The sequence below is a fragment of the Pseudomonas sp. TE6288 genome, from assembly GCF_054062095.1.
The window spans coordinates 1-21144 of the sequence record NZ_JBSSEW010000027.1 but is presented as its reverse complement, the minus strand read 5'-3'; the positions used below and the strand labels follow the sequence as shown (position 1 = coordinate 21144).

25 protein-coding genes are annotated in these 21144 nt (G+C 63.7%); 10 read left to right on the top strand and 15 right to left on the bottom strand.

Going from position 1 to position 21144, the window contains the following annotated elements; translation table 11 throughout:
- Positions 1-76: 76 nt before the first annotated feature.
- Both ACVWY1_RS23310 and ACVWY1_RS23305 read left to right on the top strand, forming a co-directional pair.
- Positions 77-1057: a flagellar protein MotY gene (locus ACVWY1_RS23310; RefSeq protein ID WP_102684765.1), complete on the top strand. Its 981-nt coding sequence runs from the start codon at positions 77-79 to the stop codon at positions 1055-1057.
- A 128-nt stretch (positions 1058-1185) separates the two neighbouring features.
- Complete coding sequence (locus tag ACVWY1_RS23305) at positions 1186-2403, top strand: argininosuccinate synthase (protein WP_102684766.1); 1218 nt, start codon at positions 1186-1188, stop codon at positions 2401-2403.
- A 43-nt stretch (positions 2404-2446) separates the two neighbouring features.
- Here the strand turns inward: ACVWY1_RS23305 and ACVWY1_RS23300 are convergent, their stop codons facing one another.
- The gene (locus tag ACVWY1_RS23300) at positions 2447-2908 is read right to left on the bottom strand and encodes a hypothetical protein (protein WP_457378815.1); all 462 of its coding nucleotides are present in this window, start codon (positions 2906-2908) and stop codon (positions 2447-2449) included.
- A gap of 373 nt (positions 2909-3281) precedes the next feature.
- Here ACVWY1_RS23300 and ACVWY1_RS23295 point away from each other — a divergent pair, with 373 nt between their 5' ends.
- On the top strand, positions 3282-3908 hold the full coding sequence (locus ACVWY1_RS23295) for a response regulator transcription factor (RefSeq protein WP_102684768.1): 627 nt from the start codon (positions 3282-3284) through the stop codon (positions 3906-3908).
- Positions 3909-3953: 45 nt separating this feature from the next.
- On the opposite strand, the gene ACVWY1_RS23290 is transcribed toward ACVWY1_RS23295, so the two are convergent.
- The 7 genes from ACVWY1_RS23290 to metG all read right to left on the bottom strand — a co-directional run bounded on the left by ACVWY1_RS23290 (position 3954) and on the right by metG (position 9749).
- A complete protein-coding gene (locus ACVWY1_RS23290) occupies positions 3954-4130 on the bottom strand; it encodes a PA3496 family putative envelope integrity protein (protein WP_457378814.1) in 177 nt (58 codons plus the stop codon).
- Positions 4131-4234: 104 nt separating this feature from the next.
- Positions 4235-4873, bottom strand: coding sequence for an endonuclease III (nth, locus tag ACVWY1_RS23285; RefSeq protein ID WP_102684769.1), 639 nt, complete (start codon positions 4871-4873; stop codon positions 4235-4237).
- A gap of 4 nt (positions 4874-4877) precedes the next feature.
- Positions 4878-5402 carry an Rnf-Nqr domain containing protein gene (locus ACVWY1_RS23280; RefSeq protein ID WP_102684770.1) on the bottom strand — a complete coding sequence of 175 codons (525 nt, stop codon included), beginning with the start codon at positions 5400-5402 and terminating at the stop codon, positions 4878-4880.
- The gene (locus tag ACVWY1_RS23275) at positions 5399-6010 is read right to left on the bottom strand and encodes an RnfABCDGE type electron transport complex subunit G (RefSeq protein WP_457378813.1); all 612 of its coding nucleotides are present in this window, start codon (positions 6008-6010) and stop codon (positions 5399-5401) included. The genes ACVWY1_RS23280 and ACVWY1_RS23275 overlap by 4 nt, the downstream gene beginning before the upstream one ends.
- Positions 6007-6978 (bottom strand): RnfABCDGE type electron transport complex subunit D, encoded by a 972-nt coding sequence (locus tag ACVWY1_RS23270; RefSeq protein WP_102684772.1) that lies wholly within the window; start codon positions 6976-6978, stop codon positions 6007-6009. Before ACVWY1_RS23270 ends, ACVWY1_RS23275 begins: the two co-directional genes overlap by 4 nt.
- A gap of 78 nt (positions 6979-7056) precedes the next feature.
- Positions 7057-7605 carry an Rnf-Nqr domain containing protein gene (locus ACVWY1_RS23265; RefSeq protein ID WP_139669286.1) on the bottom strand — a complete coding sequence of 183 codons (549 nt, stop codon included), beginning with the start codon at positions 7603-7605 and terminating at the stop codon, positions 7057-7059.
- Positions 7606-7706: 101 nt separating this feature from the next.
- A complete protein-coding gene (metG, locus tag ACVWY1_RS23260; protein ID WP_457378812.1) occupies positions 7707-9749 on the bottom strand; it encodes a methionine--tRNA ligase in 2043 nt (680 codons plus the stop codon).
- Between the two features lie 158 nt (positions 9750-9907).
- Between metG and apbC the strand changes: the two genes are divergently transcribed.
- Entirely contained in the window at positions 9908-11002 is a 1095-nt protein-coding gene (gene apbC, locus ACVWY1_RS23255; RefSeq protein ID WP_102684775.1) for an iron-sulfur cluster carrier protein ApbC, read from the top strand.
- A 123-nt stretch (positions 11003-11125) separates the two neighbouring features.
- Here apbC and ACVWY1_RS23250 read toward each other — a convergent pair whose 3' ends face one another.
- Positions 11126-11335 (bottom strand): cold-shock protein, encoded by a 210-nt coding sequence (locus tag ACVWY1_RS23250; RefSeq protein WP_012273869.1) that lies wholly within the window; start codon positions 11333-11335, stop codon positions 11126-11128.
- A 327-nt stretch (positions 11336-11662) separates the two neighbouring features.
- Here ACVWY1_RS23250 and dcd point away from each other — a divergent pair, with 327 nt between their 5' ends.
- Both dcd and ACVWY1_RS23240 read left to right on the top strand, forming a co-directional pair.
- Positions 11663-12229: a dCTP deaminase gene (dcd, locus tag ACVWY1_RS23245; RefSeq protein ID WP_023630764.1), complete on the top strand. Its 567-nt coding sequence runs from the start codon at positions 11663-11665 to the stop codon at positions 12227-12229.
- Between the two features lie 97 nt (positions 12230-12326).
- The gene (locus tag ACVWY1_RS23240) at positions 12327-12569 is read left to right on the top strand and encodes a hypothetical protein (protein ID WP_102684776.1); all 243 of its coding nucleotides are present in this window, start codon (positions 12327-12329) and stop codon (positions 12567-12569) included.
- A gap of 6 nt (positions 12570-12575) precedes the next feature.
- On the opposite strand, the gene ACVWY1_RS23235 is transcribed toward ACVWY1_RS23240, so the two are convergent.
- From ACVWY1_RS23235 to ACVWY1_RS23210, 6 genes are all read right to left on the bottom strand, one after another.
- On the bottom strand, positions 12576-13691 hold the full coding sequence (locus ACVWY1_RS23235; protein ID WP_457378811.1) for a succinylglutamate desuccinylase/aspartoacylase family protein: 1116 nt from the start codon (positions 13689-13691) through the stop codon (positions 12576-12578).
- Positions 13692-13861: 170 nt separating this feature from the next.
- Entirely contained in the window at positions 13862-16297 is a 2436-nt protein-coding gene (locus ACVWY1_RS23230) for a penicillin acylase family protein (protein ID WP_457378810.1), read from the bottom strand.
- Between the two features lie 192 nt (positions 16298-16489).
- Positions 16490-16693, bottom strand: a complete 204-nt coding sequence (locus tag ACVWY1_RS23225) for an SEC-C metal-binding domain-containing protein (protein ID WP_457378809.1) — start codon at positions 16691-16693, stop codon at positions 16490-16492.
- Between the two features lie 7 nt (positions 16694-16700).
- Positions 16701-17177: an LEA type 2 family protein gene (locus ACVWY1_RS23220; protein WP_457378808.1), complete on the bottom strand. Its 477-nt coding sequence runs from the start codon at positions 17175-17177 to the stop codon at positions 16701-16703.
- A 2-nt stretch (positions 17178-17179) separates the two neighbouring features.
- Complete coding sequence (locus ACVWY1_RS23215) at positions 17180-17656, bottom strand: YchJ family protein (protein ID WP_102684780.1); 477 nt, start codon at positions 17654-17656, stop codon at positions 17180-17182.
- A gap of 4 nt (positions 17657-17660) precedes the next feature.
- Positions 17661-18155 carry a DUF6231 family protein gene (locus tag ACVWY1_RS23210; RefSeq protein ID WP_102684781.1) on the bottom strand — a complete coding sequence of 165 codons (495 nt, stop codon included), beginning with the start codon at positions 18153-18155 and terminating at the stop codon, positions 17661-17663.
- Between the two features lie 160 nt (positions 18156-18315).
- On the opposite strand from ACVWY1_RS23210, the gene ACVWY1_RS23205 reads away from it, so the two are divergent.
- The 4 genes from ACVWY1_RS23205 to ACVWY1_RS23190 all read left to right on the top strand — a co-directional run bounded on the left by ACVWY1_RS23205 (position 18316) and on the right by ACVWY1_RS23190 (position 20940).
- The gene (locus ACVWY1_RS23205) at positions 18316-19008 is read left to right on the top strand and encodes an OmpA family protein (RefSeq protein ID WP_457378807.1); all 693 of its coding nucleotides are present in this window, start codon (positions 18316-18318) and stop codon (positions 19006-19008) included.
- Between the two features lie 89 nt (positions 19009-19097).
- Positions 19098-19817, top strand: coding sequence for an OmpA family protein (locus ACVWY1_RS23200; RefSeq protein WP_102684783.1), 720 nt, complete (start codon positions 19098-19100; stop codon positions 19815-19817).
- Positions 19818-19913: 96 nt separating this feature from the next.
- Positions 19914-20189, top strand: coding sequence for a DUF1145 domain-containing protein (locus ACVWY1_RS23195; protein WP_102684784.1), 276 nt, complete (start codon positions 19914-19916; stop codon positions 20187-20189).
- Positions 20182-20940 carry a collagen-like protein gene (locus tag ACVWY1_RS23190; RefSeq protein WP_277501745.1) on the top strand — a complete coding sequence of 253 codons (759 nt, stop codon included), beginning with the start codon at positions 20182-20184 and terminating at the stop codon, positions 20938-20940. The genes ACVWY1_RS23195 and ACVWY1_RS23190 overlap by 8 nt, the downstream gene beginning before the upstream one ends.
- Positions 20941-21144: the final 204 nt, after the last annotated feature.

Genomic DNA, 21144 nt, shown 5'->3' with positions numbered 1-21144 from the left:
TCGAGCACGGCTATCAAGTTTTCCGACGGGCGTCCGATAGCATTCAGGTAAGCCGTCAGAATCAGTGGAGCCGACCGTGCGCCAGCGTTACCTAGCCCTGTTCACCCTTGTCGCCAGCCTGCCGGCCGGGGCCATGACCTTCCAGACCCGCGTGGAGAACGTCGCCTGGAAAGTCGAGGGTGATCAGTTCGAATGTCGCTTGATCCAGCCGATCGACGGTTTCGGCAGCGGCGAGTTCGTGCGCCGTGCCGGCGAACAACCGACGTTCCAGCTGCGTTCGGACAGCAACGTCCTCGGCGCCGGTTCCGCCACCTTGCTGGCCGCCGCAGCCCCCTGGCAGCCAGGGCGGGGCGATATCAACCTTGGTGCGGTGCACATGGCCCGCACTGGCGTGCTGTTCACCTCCAGCCAGGGGCAGGCCAGCCGCCTGATCAATGGCCTGCTCGATGGCCGTAGCACGGTGGTGCGCAACTACCGGGGCGAGGGTGGCCGGCCGATGCAAGTGCAGGTGATGCCAGTCAGCTTCGCCAAGGCCTACAGCGACTACCAACTGTGTGCTGCCAAGCTGCTGCCGATGAACTATGACCAGATCCGTCAGACCCAGGTCGGCTTCCCCGGTGGCGGTATCGAGCTGGACAGCTCGGCGCGCGCTCGCCTGGATGTGCTGCTCGATTATCTGAAGGCCGATCCGACGGTCAACCGCATCGAGCTCAACGGCCATTCCGACAACAGCGGCAACCGTCTGACCAACCGTGACACCTCGCGTCGACGGGCACTGGCGGTTGCCGACTACCTCAAGGCCCATGGCGTGCCGGAAGAGCAGATCACCGTGCGGTTCCACGGCGAACGTTATCCGCTGGCGAAGAACAACTCTGCCGCCAACCGGGCGCGAAACCGCCGGGTGAACATCCAGCTCGAGCGTGTGACACCGGTCGAGAAACCGCTGGAGAAGCCGGCGCCACCGGTTGCGCCGGCGGCTCCGGCACCCGCGGCTACCGCACCTGCGCCTGCGACGCCTGCGGCCGCTGCCACCCAGCCCGCGCCTGCGAAATCCTGAGTGCGACAGCGGGTCGCGCTCTCGACAATTCCTGTCGCTTTGTCGTCACAAGCTGTCGCCCCATTGTAAATTTTTCGGCAAGGCCGGTAGAATCATCGGCTTTCCGTACAACCCCGTGGAGTGATGGCATGGCGGACGTAAAAAAGGTCGTATTGGCGTATTCCGGCGGCCTTGATACTTCGGTGATTCTCAAGTGGCTGCAGGACACCTACAACTGTGAAGTGGTGACCTTCACCGCTGACCTCGGCCAGGGCGAGGAGGTCGAGCCGGCCCGCGCCAAGGCCCAGGCGATGGGCGTGAAAGAAATCTACATCGACGACCTGCGCGAAGAGTTCGTGCGTGATTTCGTCTTCCCGATGTTCCGCGCCAACACCGTCTACGAAGGCGAGTACCTGCTGGGTACTTCCATCGCCCGCCCGCTGATCGCCAAGCGCCTGATCGAAATCGCCAACGAAACCGGCGCCGACGCCATTTCCCACGGTGCCACCGGCAAGGGCAACGACCAGGTGCGTTTCGAGCTCGGTGCCTATGCGCTCAAGCCTGGCGTCAAGGTCATCGCGCCATGGCGTGAGTGGGACCTGCTGTCCCGCGAGAAGCTGATGGACTACGCCGAGAAGCACGGTATCCCGATCGAGCGCCACGGCAAGAAAAAGTCGCCGTACTCGATGGACGCCAACCTGCTGCACATTTCCTACGAAGGCGGTGTCCTGGAAGATACCTGGACCGAGCACGAGGAAGACATGTGGAAATGGAGCGTCTCCCCGGAGAATGCCCCGGACCAGGCCACCTACATCGAGCTGACCTACCGCAACGGTGACATCGTCGCCATCGACGGTGTCGAGAAGACCCCGGCCACCGTGCTGGCCGAGCTCAACCGCATTGGCGGCGCCAACGGCATCGGTCGCCTGGATATCGTCGAGAACCGCTATGTCGGCATGAAGTCGCGCGGTTGCTACGAGACCCCAGGCGGCACCATCATGCTCAAGGCTCACCGCGCCATCGAGTCGATTACCCTGGACCGCGAAGTCGCTCACCTGAAGGATGAGCTGATGCCCAAGTACGCCAGCCTGATCTACACCGGCTACTGGTGGAGCCCGGAGCGTCTGATGCTGCAGCAGATGATCGACGCCTCGCAGCTCAACGTGAATGGCGTTGTTCGCCTGAAGCTGTACAAGGGCAATGTCACCGTCGTGGGGCGCAAGTCGGACGATTCTCTGTTCGATGCCAACATTGCGACCTTCGAGGAAGACGGCGGGGCTTACAACCAAGCCGATGCCGCGGGCTTCATCAAGCTCAATGCATTGCGTATGCGTATCGCGGCCAACAAAGGCCGTTCGCTGCTGTAAGCAGCCTCGAGCGTACGAAAAACCCGGCCTTGGCCGGGTTTTTTCATGCCTGGGTTTCTGCTTCGGTGGCGGTCGCGGTCTCGTCATCCTGCATGGGCACGGCTGAGAGATGGATACAGGTGCGCGTATCCAGGTTGTACAGCACCCAGCGTCGTTGTCGCCTGTGGGGGCGATCGATCATTCGCAGTACATGGTTTTCGATGATCTTCTGACTGTCGGCTCCGGAAATGGCGATGATCATCGCGCCTTTGCTCCCTGAGACAGGTGTGCGTAAAGGCTTGCGGGCGCTGCGGGCATTGCTGTCAGGTGCAAACAGCGAGCGAGTGTTGAAGTTGAGGGTAAGAAAGAACAGTACGGTAAGGAAGAACGGGAAGCCCACCAGGAACCAGGTGTACAGGGTCTGGCTGTCTTCGCTGAGGAACGGGAGTGATGCCAGGGCAGACGCTTCGATCACGCCGGCAAAGACAGCGATAAGGGTCAACGGACTGATGGGGTCGCGGTTCATGATGAGGGCCTGGTGATGCTTTGCCCATCTGTAGCGTGTTTTCCCCACTGTAATTAAGCGTGCCTCGTTTCCCTCCCTGGCCAAGTCGCCGCGCTCGACGCCTACCTTTATCCAGTGTGTACAGTCGAATTTTCCCGCGTGAAGTGTGACTCAATGGCACTTGGATCCAATTCTTCCGGCTGTTACTTTCTGAATCGTTGCGACGAACCTGTATCTATTACATTTTGTGAAAGGGGTAGTGCGTAGGAAGAGTCTCTATTAATTGTAGGCCGCTTCTTTCGGTGAATTTACCAGGGAAACCGCTGCATAAATAATCGTTATGCTCGGGTGTGGTGGTCTATCGAACTAAAAATAACGTATCAATGGGAATCGCATGAATAAAGTGCTGATCGTGGATGATCACCCGGTCATTCGCCTGGCCGTACGCATGCTGATGGAACGGCATGGCTACGAAGTGGTGGCGGAGAGTGACAATGGTGTGGATGCCCTGCAACTGACGCGGGAGTATCTGCCGGATATTGTCATTCTGGATATCGGGATCCCCAAACTGGATGGGCTGGAAGTGATTGCGCGGATGACGCTGGCGAGCCCGGCGAGCAAGGTGTTGGTACTGACTTCCCAGGCCCCGGGGCACTTCTCGATGCGCTGCATGCAAGCGGGGGCGGCAGGTTATGTCTGCAAGCAACAGGAGTTGACCGAGCTGCTCAGTGCCATCAAGGCCGTGATGTCCGGCTACAGCTATTTCCCCAACCAGGCATTGCACAAGGGGCGCTCGGGCACGGGAGGCGCCACGGAAATGGAGATGGTCGAGCGGCTTTCCGGCCGGGAGATGATGGTGCTCCAGCAACTGGCCCGGGGCAAGAGCAACAAGGAGATCGCCGACAGCATGTTTCTCAGCAACAAGACGGTCAGTACCTACAAGACTCGCCTGCTGCTCAAGTTGAATGCCCGCTCGTTGGTGGACCTGATCGAACTCGCCCAGCGCCATGGGCTGGCCTGAGCCCTGTTGAAAAGCCTCCGTTCAGGAGGCTTTTGCATGTCTGCGTTACAGATCGTAGTCGAAGTCGGCCAGCTGTTTCTGCAGGCGTCGCTCCTCGAGCATGTTGTCGATGGTGCGGCGCTTGCTGAGGTTGGTCTTGGCCGGTTCGGCCTGCGGCTCCACGTCGTCGTCCGTACTTTGGAAGTCGTCATCGGTTGCCAAGTCTTCTTTATCGGTGCTCATGCGTCACTCCAAGCCAAAGGGCCATTGGCCGTCCTTATAACGGGAATCGCAGAGCGGGTAAAAAAGATTTTTTCAATCGCCTTGTGCTGTTGTCAGCTATTGCTTCAATCGTCCGAGGTCTTGAACTTGTATTCGCACAGGTCCTCGATTCGGCAGCTGCCACAGCGCGGTTTCCGAGCCTGGCAGACATAACGGCCATGCAGGATCAGCCAATGGTGGGCGTCGAGCAGAAAGTCCTTGGGTACGAACTTGAGCAATTTCTTTTCGACGTCTAGAACGGTCTTGCCCGGCGCGATACCGGTGCGGTTGCTGACCCGGAAGATATGCGTATCGACGGCCATGGCCAGTTGGCGAAAGGCAGTGTTGAGCACTACGTTGGCGGTCTTGCGCCCAACGCCGGGCAGGGCTTCCAGCGCTTCGCGGCTCTGCGGGACTTCACCTGCGTGCAGTTCGACCAGCAGGCGACAGGTCTCGATGACGTTCTTGGCCTTGCTGTTGTACAGCCCGATGGTCTTGATGTACTCGCTCAGGCCTTCAACACCCAGGGCGTGGATGGCCTGCGGCGTATTGGCGACCGGGAACAGGCGAGCGGTAGCCTTGTTGACGCCGACGTCCGTCGCCTGGGCCGAAAGGATCACGGCGATCAGCAGTTCGAAGGGGGTGGAGTAGGCCAGTTCGGTCTTGGGTTCGGGATTGTCTTCATGCAGCCTGCGAAAGATCTCCAGGCGTTTGGCGGCATTCATGGGGTCAACGGCTTCCTTGACGGCTAGGGGAGGTGGTCGATGGGCGCAGGTGATTGTACAAGCCCAGCAGCAGGCCGAGCAGTATCAAGGCGCCTGGGGCTAGCGTGGCAATGTGCAGGCCGAGATCGTCGGCGAGCACTTGTCGACAGGCACCCAGGGCAAGGCCGGCCACCAGGAGCCCGCCCAGGCCGCGACACAGTTGGCGATAGCGGTACTGCTGTGGCAGCAACTGTTCGCAGGCCAGGCAGGGCAGGGCCAGTAACAGAGGGTAGGGGGCAAGCTCCTCGGCCAGGGGCAGGGTCCACGCCCGCAGCCCGAGGTGCAGACAGGTTACCAAGCTGGCCGTCATCACAGCGCTCGCCCACAGGCTGGCGCCCTGAGCAAGGTGGCGACGCAGTGGTGCCATCAGCGCCTGATGCAGGCCTGTCAGCAGGCAAGCGCAAAGGCTGATGGAGATCGCCTGGACAATGGTCCGGGTTGCGCCGAGCAGCGGTACCAGGCTGATCATCAGTAGCCAGAACCTGCTCATGGGCGCGCCTCGCCGAGCAGTGCGGGGCGGTGGTCGTCGAAATAGCGCAGTGCATCCTGGATCGCCGCGATGACTGCTCGAGAGGTTACCGTCGCCCCGGCCAGTTGATCGAACGCGCCCTGGTCACGTTTGATCGCCCAGGCCTGCTCGGGTGTATTTTCCTGTGCCCGGCCGATGAACTGGTTGAGCCATTGACGCGCCGGGTCTGCCAGTTGGTCGCCCAGGCCTGGGCTTTCCTGTTGCTCGAGTACACGCATGCCCACCAGGCGGCCCTGGGTGTTGATGGCGATGACCATTTCGATGGCGCCGCCATAGCCCAGGAACCTGTTGTGCAGCAGGATGGCGGTTGGGGCTCCCGCCAGCGTGGCGCGATAAGCGGCCAACAGGCGGCTATGGCGCAGGCTGGTATCTGCCAGGGCCAAGGCTGTTTGCAAGGGCTGGTTGTCATAGCTGCCTGGTGGCAGCACTGCCAGCCACTGCTGTTCATGCCACTGGCGCTGGGCCTGCGCAATAGGTTTGGCAGTGAAGCGTTGCCAGGCCAAAGTCGTGACAACGGCCAGCACTGCCAGCAGTAACAGGCACGCGGCGCTGCGCCAGCGGGCACTCACGGGCAGGCCTGCTGGCGACGCTCCGCCCAGCGATCCAGGGACGGTGCGGCAAGGTTCATCAGCAGAATGGCGAATGCCGTGCCATCGGCAAAGCTGCCCCACGTACGGATCAGGTAGATCAGCAGGCCGGCGCTGGCACCGAACAGCAGACGGGCCAGTGGCTGCCTGCAACCAGATACCGGTTCGGTGGCGATGAAGAACGCGGCCAGCATGGTCGAGCCTGACAGCAGGTGCAGCAATGGTGAGCCATTGGAGTCGGAGCCTGAGCCGTTCCAGCCCAGCAGGCTGAACAGAAACAAGGCGCCGAGCAAGCCGATGGGCGCGTGCCAGGTGAAGACCTTGCGTTGTATCAGAAATAGCCCGCCGAGCAGGAAGGCGAGGTTGACCCATTCGCTGGCGCTCCCACCGATATGGCCAAAGGCCGAATGGCTGGCAAACAGTTCGTCGATGGTCAGGCTGCGGTTATGGCGCAGCACGTCGAGTACCGTGGGGCTGGCCCAGGCATCGATGCGATCGCCGGTACCCAGGCTCAGGTTCAGGCTGTCCAGCAACCCGGCGGTCTGGCCAGGCCAGTGGTTCATCTGCAAGGGGAAGCTCAGCAGGACGAACGCATAGCCCACCATGGCCGGGTTGAACAGGTTGCGTCCCACTCCCCCGAAGGCTTGTTTGCCCAGGCCAATGGCAACACAGGCTGCCATCAGCGGCAGCCACCAAGGGGCGTGGATGGGCAGGGCGGCAGCCAGCAGGACGGCGGTGACCAGCGCGCTGCCATCGCCCAGGGCCGAGACCACCGGCAGCTTGCGCCAGCTCAGCAGCAAGGCCTCGGTGGCCAGCGCCGCGCAACTGCTCAGCAGCAGGTTGATCAGCACGCCCCAGCCATGCAGCCAGAACAGCGCCAACAGGCCAGGGGTGCAGGCCAGCAGCACCAGTTGCATGGCGCTGCGCAGGCGCGGATCAGGTGGCGGCATGGGCCTGCAGCTCCTCGAGGTATTGCCGGGCAATGTTTTGCAGGGCCGGCAGCAAGACGTCGATGTGTAGAGACAGATTCATTGGGTGAACAGTCCGTTGAGTCCCGAAAACGCCATGGCCATCACCCCGGCACCGATCAGTTGAATAGGCAGGCCGCGTAACGCTGCGGGTACCTCGGCTTGGCGGCTGCGCATATCTAGGTCCGCATACAGCACCAGCGCGAGCCAGAAGCCCAAAGCGGCAACGAGGGGCCACGCCAGCAGGCGCCAGCCGCGCATGTCGTCATGGGACAGTTGCACCAGCAAGCCTAGCACCACGGCATTTGCGCTCAGCAGGCCCGACAGGCCTTGTGTGGGCCAGTCCGGGCGCAGGCGCTGGAGCAGGTTCGGCAGCGCCCAGGCCAATGCCGCCAGCAACGGCAGGAAGACCAACAGCTGAAGGTCCTGCAACTGCAATGGCACGAGCAGTTGTTGGCACAGCCAGGCGCCGATTGGCAGTGCCATGAGGATCAGCAGGGCGGAGCACAGGCCCAGCGCATGCAGGCGCACACGCTCGACCGGCTCTGCCTGCAGGACCAGGTGATTGACCAGCGCGGCGCTGACCAGGACCAGAACGTAGTCACTCATGGAGGTGCCGACGGCGGGACGATGGCGCCATTATCCGGCAGCGGACGGCAGATGCAAATGCCCCGGCCAGGGGGCCGGGGCATATTGGTTGCCTGATTTGGTTACTTGATGCGCTGGCCTGGCTTGGCACCGCTGTCGGGGCTGAGCAGGTAGATCTCCTCGCCGCCCGGGCCGGCTGCCATGACCATGCCCTCGGAAACACCGAAGCGCATCTTCCGTGGCTTGAGGTTGGCCACCATCATGGTCAGGCGGCCTTCCAGCTGGGATGGATCCGGGTAGGCCGACTTGATGCCCGAGAACACATTGCGACGCTCATCACCGATGTCCAGGGTCAATTGCAGCAGCTTGTCGGCACCCGGCACGGCTTCGGCCTTGACGATCAATGCCACGCGCAGGTCGACTGCGGCGAAGGTGTCGAACCCGATCTCGGCCGACAGCGGGTCTTTGGCCAGCTCGCCATTGCCCGCCGGGGCGGTGTTGGCCTCGGCGGCCAGCAGGTCTTCCTTGCTGGCGGCAATCATTGCTTCGACCTTGGCCGGTTCGATGCGACTCATCAGCGCCTTGAACGGCTTGAGCTGGTGATTTTCCAGGCGCGACTGATGGTCGTTCCAGGTCAACGGCGCGACATTGAGGAAGGCCTCGGCGTCGCTGGCCAGCACCGGCAGGACCGGCTTGAGGTAGATCACCAGCTGGCGGAACAGGTTGACGCCCTGGGCGCAGATGGCCTGTACCTCGTCCTGCTTGCCTTCCTGCTTGGCCAGCGACCACGGGGCCTTGTCGGCGATCCAGGCGTTGGCGCGATCGGCCAGGGCCATGATCTCGCGCATCGCGCGCCCGAAATCGCGGGCTTCATAGGCCTCGGCAATCGACGGGGCGACCGCGAGGAAGGCTTCGGTCAGCTCCGGCGCGGCATCACCGGCGACCATCACGCCGTCATTGCCCTTGTGGATGAAGCCGGCGCAGCGGCTGGCGATGTTGACCACCTTGCCGACCAGGTCGGAGTTGACCTTCTGCACGAAGTCCTCGAGGTTCAGGTCGAGGTCGTCGACGCCGCGGCCCAGCTTGGCGGCGTAGTAGTAACGCAGGTATTCCGGCTGCAGATGATCGAGGTAGGTGCGCGCCTTGATGAAGGTGCCGCGCGACTTGGACATCTTCGCGCCATTGACGGTCAGGTAGCCGTGCACGTTGACCGCGGTCGGCTTGCGCAGGCCCGCGCCTTCGAGCATGGCCGGCCAGAACAGGGCGTGGAAGTTGACGATGTCCTTGCCAATGAAGTGGTACAGCTCGGCCGTGGAGTCTTCTTTCCAGAAGGCGTCGAAGTCCAGTTCCGGCCGGCGCGCGCAAAGGTTCTTGAAGCTGGCCATGTAGCCGATTGGCGCGTCCAGCCAGACGTAGAAGTACTTGCCAGGCTCGCCCGGGATCTCGAAACCGAAGTACGGGGCGTCGCGGGAGATGTCCCATTCCTGAAGGCCAGCGTCCAGCCACTCGGCGAGCTTGTTGGCTACGGCGTCCTGCAGGGTGCCGCTGCGGGTCCACTGTTGCAGCATGGCCTGGAAGTCGGGCAGCTTGAAGAAGAAGTGCTGGGAGTCACGCAGCACCGGCGTGGCGCCGGAGATTGCCGACTTGGGGTTCTTCAGCTCGGTCGGGGCGTAGGTGGCGCCGCATTTTTCGCAGTTGTCGCCGTACTGGTCCTCGGCCGCGCACTTGGGGCAGGTGCCCTTGATGAAGCGGTCGGCGAGGAACATGCCCTTTTCAGGATCGAAGTACTGGGTGACCGAACGGGTGGCAATATGCCCGGCATCGCGCAGGCGCGTGTAGATCAGGCTCGACAGCTCGCGGTTCTCTTCGCTGTGCGTGGAGTGGTAGTTGTCGAAGTCGACCAGGAAGTCGGCGAAGTCGGCGCTGTGCTCGGCCTGGACGTTGGCGATCAGTTGCTCGGGCGTGATGCCTTCCTTTTCAGCGCGCAGCATGATGGCCGAGCCGTGGGCGTCGTCGGCGCAGACATAGATGCACTGGTTACCGCGCAGTTTCTGGTAGCGCACCCACATGTCCGTCTGGATGTATTCGAGCATGTGACCAAGGTGGATCGATCCATTGGCATAGGGCAGGGCGCTGGTGACGAGAATCTGACGTGGCTCGGACATGGTGGCTCGGCTACTTATCTGGCTACGGGGTAAAAATGAGGGTGATCGGCCACTATAAAGGGCTGGCGAATATATTTCACCCCAACAACGCATCCGCTGACGATTGACGGGTTAGCATAGGCACCTGTTTCGTATTCAGTTTGCCAATGGGAGCCTCCATGAGTGCCGTTACCCGTGCCGCCGTCGAAGGCGTGCTTCGCCAGTACACCGACCCCTACCTGAACCAGGATCCGGTCAGCGCCGGTTGCGTGCGCGCCATCGATATCCAGGGCGGGCAGGTCAATGTGCAGTTGCAGTTGGGTTATGCCGCCGGGCTGTTCAAGGGGGGCTGGGCGCAGGTGCTGCAAACTGCCATCGAGAACCTCGACGGCGTGAGCTCGGCCTCGGTCGGCATCGATTGTGTGATCGCCACCCACAAGGCCCAGGCTCAGGTGCCGGCCATGGCCAACGTCAAGAACATCGTCGCCGTGGCCTCGGGCAAGGGTGGGGTCGGCAAGTCGACTACTGCCGCCAACCTGGCCCTGGCCCTGGCCCGCGAGGGTGCCCGGGTGGGGATACTCGACGCCGACATCTATGGCCCCAGCCAGGGTGTGATGTTCGGCATCCCCGAGGGCACCCGCCCGCAGGTGCGCGAGCAGAAGTGGTTTGTGCCGATCAAGGCCCATGGCGTCGAGGTCATGTCCATGGCCTTCCTCACCGATGACAACACGCCCATGGTCTGGCGCGGCCCGATGGTCTCGGGCGCGTTGCTGCAGCTGGTGACCCAGACCGCCTGGGACGACCTCGACTACCTGGTGATCGACATGCCGCCAGGCACTGGCGACATCCAGCTGACCCTGGCGCAGAAGGTGCCGGTGGCGGGCTCTGTCATCGTCACCACCCCGCAGGATCTGGCGCTGCTGGATGCCAAGAAGGGCGTGGAGATGTTCCGCAAGGTCAACATCCCGGTGCTGGGTGTGGTGGAGAACATGGCGGTGCACATCTGCTCCAACTGCGGCCATGCCGAGCACCTGTTCGGCGAAGGCGGCGGCGAGAAGCTGGCGGCCCAGTACGGTGTCGAACTGCTGGCGTCGTTGCCGCTGTCGATGCTTATCCGCGAGCAGGCCGACAGTGGCAAGCCGACCGCGATTGCCGAGCCGGAGAGCCAGATCGCCATGGTCTACCAGGAGCTGGCGCGGCAGGTGGGGGCACGAATCGTGTTGCAGGAAGCGGCGGCGCCGGCGATGCCGAGCATCACCATCAGCGAGGACTGAGGTTCAGGCAATCATGTGGGGGCGGGCCAGCTCGCTTCCACGATGGTGTACGGGCGATTGACTCAGGCACAAAAAAACCCGCCAATGGCGGGTTTTTTTTGAAAGCTAGGAAGCGAGATCGACTTAGGCGATCTGAACTTCTTCAGCCTGCATGCCTTTCTGGCCGCGGGTAGCGACGAAAGTAACAGCCTGGCCTTCTTTCAGGGTTTTGAAGCCGTCAGCTTGGATGGCTTTGAAGTGCACGAACAGGTCGTCACCCGACTGAGGGGTGATGAAGCCGTAGCCTTTCTCATCGTTGAACCACTTAACGGTACCGTTTTGACGGTTGGACATGTTTCTGTCTCCTTGGACAAAGTTGATTACGGTCAGGAAGTACCCTGCCCGGGACTGAGTGCAAAGAGAGCAGAAAATTCAGCGATGGGCCGATGATAATCGTGCATCAAACTAGAGATTCTCGGTGTCACGTGCAGCACAGTGGCGCCACCTTAACCCACTTTCCACGACCTGCCAATGGTCAAGGAGCGCTTTGATGAATTTCGGATCGGCGGCCGGCGCAGGCCCCGTCTGGCGCGGGATGGGCAAGGAAACTTTAACCTGCGCGCCGGGACCGGTAAGATGCGCATCTCGTTTTTCACCTTGCACTCTTCAGGACACCCCGCCATGAGCATCAAATCGGACAAGTGGATTCGCCGCATGGCGCAGGAACACGGCATGATCGAACCGTTCGTCGAGCGCCAGGTGCGCGGCGAGCACGACAGCCGGGTCATCTCCTTCGGCGTCTCCAGCTACGGCTACGACGTGCGTTGCGCCGACGAATTCAAGGTGTTCACCAACATCAACTCGGCCACCGTCGACCCGAAGAACTTCGATGCCGGCAGCTTCGTCGACATCAAGAGCGACGTGTGCATCATCCCGCCAAACTCCTTTGCCCTGGCCCGTACCGTCGAGTACTTCCGTATTCCGCGTGACGTGCTGACCATCTGCCTGGGCAAGAGCACCTACGCGCGCTGCGGCATCATCGTCAACGTCACTCCGCTCGAGCCCGAGTGGGAAGGCCATGTGACGCTGGAGTTCTCCAACACCACCACGCTGCCGGCGAAGATCTACGCCAACGAAGGCGTGGCGCAGATGCTGTTCCTGCAGTCCGACGAGGAGTGCGAAGTGTCGTACAAGGACCGCGGCGGCAAGTATCAGGGCCAGCGCGGCGTCACCTTGCCGCGCACCTGAGCCGACAAAGCGCGGGAATTGTTTCCGCGCCCGGCACTCCAACGAGTGAACAGTTCCGGCGCGCATGACGTGCGCCGGCTCTCGTCAGGAGCCCCCCATGAAAATCGATCCCGCAATCAGTGCCAAGCTGGCCGTCCTGCAGCCGAACCAGATCGGATTGCTAGCCTGGTCGCTGCTGGCCCATCCGCCGACACACACGCCACTGCCCATGCGCGCAGGCGGAGTGCCTCACCAGCCTGATCCCGACACGCCCCAGCCGCCGCAGCCTGGCGAGCAGCCACCGATGGAGCCGGGCGAGCCGACCCTGCCCGATGAGCCGCCTCCCGCTCCTGTGGCTTGACGCCGCTCAGTTGCCCAGCAGGTAACCGCTGCGGCAAACCTGCTCGCCTGCCACATGGGCGACCACCATGCCCGCGGTGGCCATGCGCCTGATGCTGCGGGCATAGAGCAGCCCGGCCTGGCTATTGCGCAAGGGCGTTACGCGGTCGCTGAGCGGGTCGATGACCTCGGCGATCAGCGCTCCGGCTTGCAGGTACTCCCCGGGGCTGGCATGGAACACCAGCAACCCGCCAAGCGGTGCCATGACCGGTTCCACCGCTGCCAGCGGCGTGGCCGGGTGACGCAGCGCTGGCAAAGGAGCGGGCTGCCCTTCGATGACACCGGCGTGGGTCAGGAAGTCGAGGATCGCCTGGCAGTCCTGGGTGGCCAGGGCGTGGCTGACATCGGCCTGGCCGCGCAACTCGATGGTCACCGAAAAACTGCCCTGGGGGATCGGGAAGCGTTTGCCGAAGCGCTGCTGCAACTGCCACCATACCAGGCTGAAACACTCATCGAACGATTGCCCGCCCGAGTCGGTGGCCAGCAGGCTGGCCTGGACGCCCAGGTAGCGGGCCAGCGGTTCGACCTCGGGCCAGGCCTCGGGCGTGGTGTACAGGTGTTCGACGGCTTCGAAGTCGCAATGCAGGTCGAGCACCATGTCGGCGTCGCAGGCCAGGCGCTGCAAGGTCAGGCGTTGGGACTGCAGCGGCGTGTGCGCGGGGTGGGCATCCAGGCCCCGGCGCAGGTATTCACGGATCAACGCCAGGTTGTGGGCCGGGTCCTGGGAGAGGTGGCCTTCGATCTGGTCGCCGATGCTGTCCGACAGGTCGACGAACCTGCGGTTGAAGTTCTCGCCGCTTTGCAGCTCGAAACGCCCCAAGGGCGCGTCCAGCAATACCTGCTCGAGGCCGACCGGGTTGGCCACCGGCACCAGGATGACCTCCTTGCGCAACCGCCCCTGCTGCTCCATGTCCGCGAGCCGCTGCTTGAGGTGCCAGGCCACCAGCATGCCCGGCAGTTCGTCGGCATGCAGCGAAGCCTGGATGTACACCTTGCCGGCGCCACGTGGGCCGAAATGGAAGCTGTGCAACTGGCGGGCGATACCCGGGACAGGGGAGAGCAGGTCGTGGGTCGAGTGGTGCATGGTGGTCCTGATGTGAGCGCTGTGCGGCAAGGGCTGGGATCAAGGATAGAAGCATAACTTCGGGGGCGGCGCACTATTCACATAGGAGAGCGCAAGAGGATGGGGCAGTGACCATGAGATCGAGCACCGCGCGCGCGGCGCTCGATTTTGCTGGCTCTGGTCTCTGAGACCTATTTGCCAGGCACCAGCGTCAACCGCTGGCTGCCGTAGGCCCGGGCAAAATTCTGCGGTTGCAGCGGCAGGCTGGTGAAGCGGCCCTTGAACCAGGCATCGAGCCCATCGCTGTAATGGAGGCTGGCCGGATTGCCGGACTGGCCGTTGCTGGTCAGCAGCTGCAGCGGTTCGGTCTGCCCGAAATCAACGATCATCCGCGCCGAGGCCGGCAGTTGGGTGTCGAAGCTGCTCCCCCAGGCATAAGGCGTCAGGGCCAGGGTGCTGAAGTCACCGCCTGCCGCCAGGGGCGCGCGCTCGAGTTTGTCGCCCAGGCCGTGATAGGCCGGTGCCGGCCAGCGGTACTGATGCAGCTTGCCCCACTGCCAGGCGCGGCGGTCGGCGCCAAGTTGTGTGGTGCCGGCATCCACCGCCGCAGCCAGGCTGCGGGCGAGGATGGTGGGCTTGTCTTCTTTTTGCGGCGTGCCGCGATCATCCCAGAACGGGCTGTCCTCGCGTCCCAGCAGGTGGTCGGCCTGGGCGGAGTAGGAAAGCTTGGCATCGCCGATGAACGCTTGCCATGCCGGGCTGGATTCCGGGCCCAGTTCATCGAGGAAAGTCTGGCGAGTGACCGCCTGGAGGAACAGTTCGTACAGCGCGGCATCGGCCGACACCGAGCTTAGCCGGCCATCGAAGGCCTTCAGCCGCGCCAGGGCGTCGCGAGCCTTGTCGCGCTGGGCGCCAGGCAGGGCGTCGATGGCCTGCTTGAGCGGCTGGGCCATGCCGGGGGCGTCGAACATCTGCTTGAGCTTGTCGGCCAGCAGGGTCACCTGATCGTTCTGCAGAGCCATCAGGCTGCGGCTGTCGTGGCGACCGTTGCCGGCCAGTTGGGCCATGCGCTCGGCGCGCTCGGGGTAATACCAGCTGCTCGACAGCTGCATGCCATAGCCCTTGGGCAGGCTGCGCTGGTTGGCGTGGCCGATGAAGCCGGCGGGAGGGTCCTGATCGTAGGGGTGCAGCATTGCATCGGCGTAGCCATCCCAGTCATAGCGCCCATCCCAGCCCGGCGAGGGGAGCAGACCTTGGCCTTCGCGGCGGTTGGGATAACGACCGCTGACCTGCCAGCCGATATGCTGGGGCTCGGCGAAGACGAAGTTCAGCGCCGCCGCACCGACTTCGCGGGTGCTGTCGAAAGCACGCTCGATATTTTGCGCGCGGGTCAGGTCGAACAGCGCATCGAGGCTGCGATCGTCCTTGAGCTGCGGTAGATGCAGGGCCAGGGCCAGGCTGCCATGCCCCGGCAACAGGGTGCCGTGGCGGGTGTCGTACATCACCTCGCGCTGGGGGCGCTGGCCGCGAACGAAGAAGGTCTCGTTGCGGGCACGCGCCGGTTGCCACTTGCCCTCGGCGAGGTAGGTCAGCTGGGTGCCCTGGCGGCGCACCTGCTCGAGGAACAAGTCCTGGTTGTCGGCCATCACCGCGCTGCTGCTCCAGGCCAGCTTGCCGTTGTAGCCGGCCAGCACGATCGGCAGCCCTGGCAGCGACAGGCCGGCGACCTGATACTTGCCGGTGTGGATCTGCACCGGGCTCAGTGCCCAGGCAGCGCGGCTGTCGCTGGCCAGCAGGCTCTTGCCGGCACGGCTGCGCTGGGGCGACAGGGCCAGGTTGCTCGAGCCGGGGGCGCCCAGCAGGCCGAGGTCGGCCAATTGCTGGCCAGTGGCGGCGAGCGCGCCCAGGCCCGGCAGCTGGCTGGCCAGGTTCACGCCCTTGAGCTTGTCGACTTCGCTTTCGGCCAGGGGCTCGTCCGGAGCGCCGGGCAGCAGCCAGGCCAGCTTGTCGGCACCGACCTTCTGCGCCAGGATCAATGCCGACAGTTCCTCCTGCAGGTTCACCGACTGGCTGAAGGCGTAGAGGCTGAAGATCAGCGCCGAATCCTCGGGTTTCCAGTATTCCGGGCGATAACCGCTGCGAGCGAGTTCGCCCGGCAACTTGTCGCGATAGCGGAACAGGTAGGCGTTGACCCCGCGGGCATAGACTTCGAAGAAGCGCTTCAGGCGCGGCGAGGCATCGGCATAGAGCTGACCGGCATTCTGCTTGAGGTTGGCCGCGCGCACCAGCCGGTCGATCGCCAGGGCGTCGGCTCCAGCCAGTTCGGCCAGGCGCCCCTGGGCCAACAGGCGCATGGCGACCATCTGCTCGATGCGATCCCCTGCGTGCAGGTAGCCCAGGCTGAACAGCGCATCATGGAAGTTGCTGCTTTCGATCAGCGGCGCGCCCATGGCGTTACGCCGTACCGAGACGTTCTGCGCCAAACCCTTGAGCGGTTGCACGCCGCTGTTGGGCAGGACGCTGTCCTGATAGCCACCCATCTGGCAGCCGCCCAGCGCGAGCAGGCCAAGCAACGCGGCAGCACTGCCGAGGCGGAGAGGGAAGGGTGGAAGGACGGGGGCGGCCATGGCTGGATTCCTGCAGGGCGTGGCGGGGTTCTGAAAGGCGCTAAGGTAGTGAGCGCGCAGTCGCCGTGCAAGGTGCCGGGGAGCTTTATTTACCAGTGGTCATGCTGGAGCGGGTTGATCATGGGCCAAGCCCGTTCCCGCGACGATTTGCCTGGGAGTGGGCTTGGCCCTGAACATGGGCGCTGACGTTGATCAGGCGCCGTGGCACTTCTTGAATTTCTTCTCGCTGCCGCACGGGCAAGGGTCGTTGCGGCCGATGTCCTTCAGGGCGTTGCGCACTGGCTCCTGATGGCCGTGGTTGCAGTGCGGGCCATGCACATGGCCGTGGTCGTGGTGATGGTCGTGACCGTGATCGTGATCGCAGTCGGGGCCATGGACATGGGGTTGTTGGGTCATTGCAGCGTTACTCCGGTTTAAGATCGCCGGGGATTATCTCACCCCTTTGCCTCAAGTGCAGGTCCCGATGCACGATCAGCCCGGTGGCCAGCTCGCCCCGCAGTTGGTATTGCACGGGTTGCCCGCTCTTGAGCAGCTTTGCCAGAGGTTTGAGGTGCTGCCAGAGATTGGTCCGCACGGTGACCTTGAAGGTGCGCCGGGCATGGCCGCCAACGCTGCGCCACAGGCTGGCCTCGTCTTCGGCCAGCAACAGGTCGCCGAGGCGTACAGAATAGGCCAGGTGGCGGATGAACAGGCGGGTGTCGTTGGGGTTGTCGACGCGCAGGTGCAGAACGAACTCCTGCTGGTGCAGGCGCACCTTCACCGGTTCCACCTCGAGCAGGTGCAACTGTGGTTCGCGCCAGGTATCAGCGCCCCAGCTGGCGCAGCCCGCCAATCCGCCCAGTAGCAGGCTGAGCGAGAGCAGGCGAGCCAGGGTGCGCATGCTCAACTACCGAAGTAACTGGCGCAGCATTTCTTGAACTTCTGCCCGCTGGCGCAGGGGCAGGGGTCGTTGCGTCCGGCCTTGAGGGGCGCGGTCGGGTCGATGAAATACCAGCGTCCGGCATGCTGGACGAATGCCGAGCGCTCGCGGTGCTGGTGATCGCCCTCAAGGTCGTGCCAGCGTGCGGTGAACGTGACGAAGGCATGCTCGGGCTGCCCGCCCAGCACCTCGGCGCCCTCCACCTCCAGGCCCAGCCAGGTGCTCTGCGCGCTCCAGGCCGCCATCGCGGCGCGGTCCAGGCCTGGGCGCTGGGCCGGCAGGGTGGTAGCCACCAGGTAATCCACCAGGCCCAGCACATAGGCGCTGTAGCGTGAACGCATCAGCGTCTGGGCATCCGGCGCTGGTGTTCCACTGTGATAGTGCCCGCAGCAGGTATCGAGCAGGTTGCCACTGCCGCAGGGGCAGATCGAGACACTCATTCGGTCACCACCAGTACTTGCCGAAGTTTTCGGGGTTGGCCCAGAACTTCGCATTGAGCCAGTCCGGGACTTGTTTGTAGTCATGCAGATCATAGGTGAACAGGCTCAATACCTGTTCATCGCGCTGGAACTGCTCGCTGGCCGAGAGCGCCAGCGAGTAGAAATCGGTGGCCTGCCAGCCGCAGGCAGCCAGGTCGGCCAGCACCGCGACGCGGCTGGCGTTGAGGTTGCGGATGCCGCCCAGCAGCTCCAGGCCGGTGCGCTTGGGCAGGTGTTCCAGGCAATCGACCAGTACCGCCAGGTCGAAGCGCCGGGCTGCCTGTTCGGCAGGCAGCGGGCCGGGTGCGGCAACTTCGATGTGGGTATCGGGATGGGCGGCGGCGAAGGCTTCCAGGGCAGGGAAGCGGCTGCCCACCAGCAGCAAGTGGCGCGGGGTGAAACGTTCCAACAGGGCGGCCAGGGCCTGCTGGGGCGTGCGTTGGGAGAAAGCGTCGGTCATTGCCATTCCTCGTTCAGGTCGCTCAAGACTAACGGTCCCAGGCCAGCGGGCAAAGGGGTGCGCCGGTGCGGCGTGGCTTATTGCTGGCAGAGCGGGAAGCGCCGGTCTTTACTCCCAGAGCATCGGTTTTCTACCGATTCCCCCTAGGAGAAGCAACAAGATGAGCATAGTACGCACAGCGATACCCCTGGTTCTGCTCACCAGTGTGTTGACTGGTTGTGCAGGTTTGCAGAAAACCGACTGGCCGAAGTGTGCTGCCGTCGGGGGCGTGGGCGGCGCGGCCCTGGGCGCGATCGAGAGCTCCAGCTGGGCCGGCTGGGGCGCCTTGCTCGGTGGCGGCCTGGCGGCGGGTTACTGCTGGGCCCATGGCGACGGTGACGAAGACGGCGACGGCGTACCGGACAGCCGCGACAAGTGCCCGGGCACCCCGCGCGGCGTGCAGGTCGACGCCAATGGCTGCCCGCCGGAGCCGGTGCCGGTGGTCGAGGAAGTCGTGGTACAGAAGGAAGAAGTCATCGTCATCCGTGACGTGCATTTCGAGTTTGACTCGGCACGCCTGACGGCCACCGACAAGGAGCGCCTGAACACCATCGCCACGAGGCTCAAGCAGGAAGCCCCTAGCGCGCGCCTGAGCGTTTCCGGCCACACCGACAGCGTCGGTTCCGACAGCTACAACCAGAAGCTCTCCGAGCGCCGCGCCCAGTCGGTGACCAACTACCTGGTCGAAAGCGGTGTGCCGCGTGCCGGCTTCGTCTCGGTGGTGGGGGCGGGTGAAACGCAGCCGGTCGCCGACAACGCCACCGCCGACGGGCGTGCCATGAACCGTCGAACCGAGATCAAGATCCAGCGTTGATGGCGACGTGCCCGCGCCTTGAGAAGTGGCGTGGGCACGTCTTTACTCCTGTGTGACCGGTAGCGGCCGGTGACACAGGAGCATTCACCATGCGTGTTTTGTCGAAAGCGGCACTGCCGTTGGTGGTGGCCACGAGCCTGCTGGCAGGTTGCGCCACCCACAGCGATGGCAGCGCGCCCCTCAATCAAAGGACCTGGCCCATCTGCAGCCTGCTTGGCGGCCTGGTCGGTGGCGGCCTGGGCGCCATCGAAAGTTCCAGCTGGGCAGCCGGTGCCGGCGTTGCCGGTGCGATTGCCGGTGGCCTGATCTGTTATGCCCAGGATGGCGACGAGGATGGCGATGGCGTTTTCGACCGCCGCGACCGCTGCCCGGATACTCCGGCCGGTACCCAGGTCAACCATATGGGCTGCCCATTGCCGCAGTATCCAGCCGCCGCACCGCAGCCGGAGCCTGCGGCGACCTCGGAAGTGATCACGCTCGATGATCAGGGCCAGGTGCTGTTCGCCTTCGATTCCGCCGAACTCACCCAAGGTGCACAGCAGCGCCTGCAGGGCTTGCTGCCCAAGCTCAACGACCCCAGTGTGGCCAGTGTCAAGGTGATCGGTTTCACTGACAGCGTGGGCTCCGACAGTTACAACCAGCGCCTGTCCGAGCGCCGTGCCAGCGGTGTTGCCGAGTACCTGATCAGCCAGGGCCTGGCGCCGAACAAGGTGACCAGCCAGGGCCGTGGCGAGAGTGAGCCGGTGGCCGACAATGACACCGATGAAGGCCGCTCACGCAACCGACGGGTGGAACTGCACCTGAACTGACCCCTCTGGCGCATGCCCCGGCAGTAGGGTTACTGTTGCCGGCACGGTCCGCTCGAACGGACCGTGCCGGCATAACAAAAATCATGGGGGCGGGGTATGAAGTTCATCCTGGGCCTGGGCAAGGCTCTGACAGTGGCGTTCTGGGGTGTGGTGCTGTTCAACCTGTTCATGCCACAGCCATTGCCGCTCAATCTGCTGATCAATGCTGCAGGTATCGTCCTGCTGTCGCTGCATGTGCTCGAGGTGCTGTTCTTCAATGGCAGCTTGCGTGGGCGCAGTCACCGCTGGTTCGACCGCTTGCAGATTCTGTTGATCGGTATCTTCCATGTCATGTCCATCCCCCGGTCGCAGGAGGCGCCGAGCCATGCGTAAACTGATTTTGCTGGCCGTACTGGCCACACCCTTGGCCCAGGCCGAGAGCCTGGAGGTTGCTGCCCATTCGATGCTGCGCCTGCCGAACAAGGCGGCCAGCGTGCACCTGGAGCACCTGCGGGTGGCCGACTCGGCGACCTTGTTGCTACCGGCCAGCCTTACCGAGCTGAAGATCGACCGGCTCGAACTGGGGCGCGATGCGCGCATCGCCATCGCGCCGGCCGAGCGCGACCTGAGCATCGAGGCGTTGACGGCTCGGCTGGGCGAGGGTAGCGAATTCAGTGCGCCTGGAGCGCCCGGAAGCTACGAGCGGCCCGCGCGGCCGGGGCGTAACCTGGATCTGCGGTTGCAGGCGCTGGAAGCGGATCGGCTATCGATCGACGCCCGGGGTGGGGCTGGGGCGCCGGGGTATGTCGGGCTCGACGGCGCCAATGGCAAGCCGGGGGGCTGCACCTGGGGGCAGGCCAGTCGTGGGGCCAATGGTGATGATGGTGGCAACGGGCATGATGGGGCCCCCGGTGGGCGAGTTCGTCTGGCGGTGCCTGAAGGGTTTGCGCAGGAGCGGATTGTGGTGCGACTTGATGGTGGTGCGCCTGGTAAGGCGGGGGCTGCCGGGAAGGCCGGGGCGGGTGGGGTCAGTAAGGGGTGTCTGGTTTATCGGACCGATGCGGGGGGGAATGGGCGGCCTGGGCAGGCCGGGCAGCCTGGGTTGGCTGGGGCCTCGGGGGAGTTGATTCTTCAGCGGCTTTGAGTTTTTTTGGGGTGGCGTTGTTTGGTTGTTTGGTTGTTTGATTGTTTGGTTAGTTGGTTAGTTGGTGTTGAAAGTTGTATGCGCATTCATTTGCGATGTCGACGCTTATTCACCTTTCCGCCCTTACGGCGGCTTACTTTGGTCGTGGCCAAAGTAAGCAAAGCCGTGGCGCTCCATTCATCCGGCCCTCCGCTTCGCTCCGGG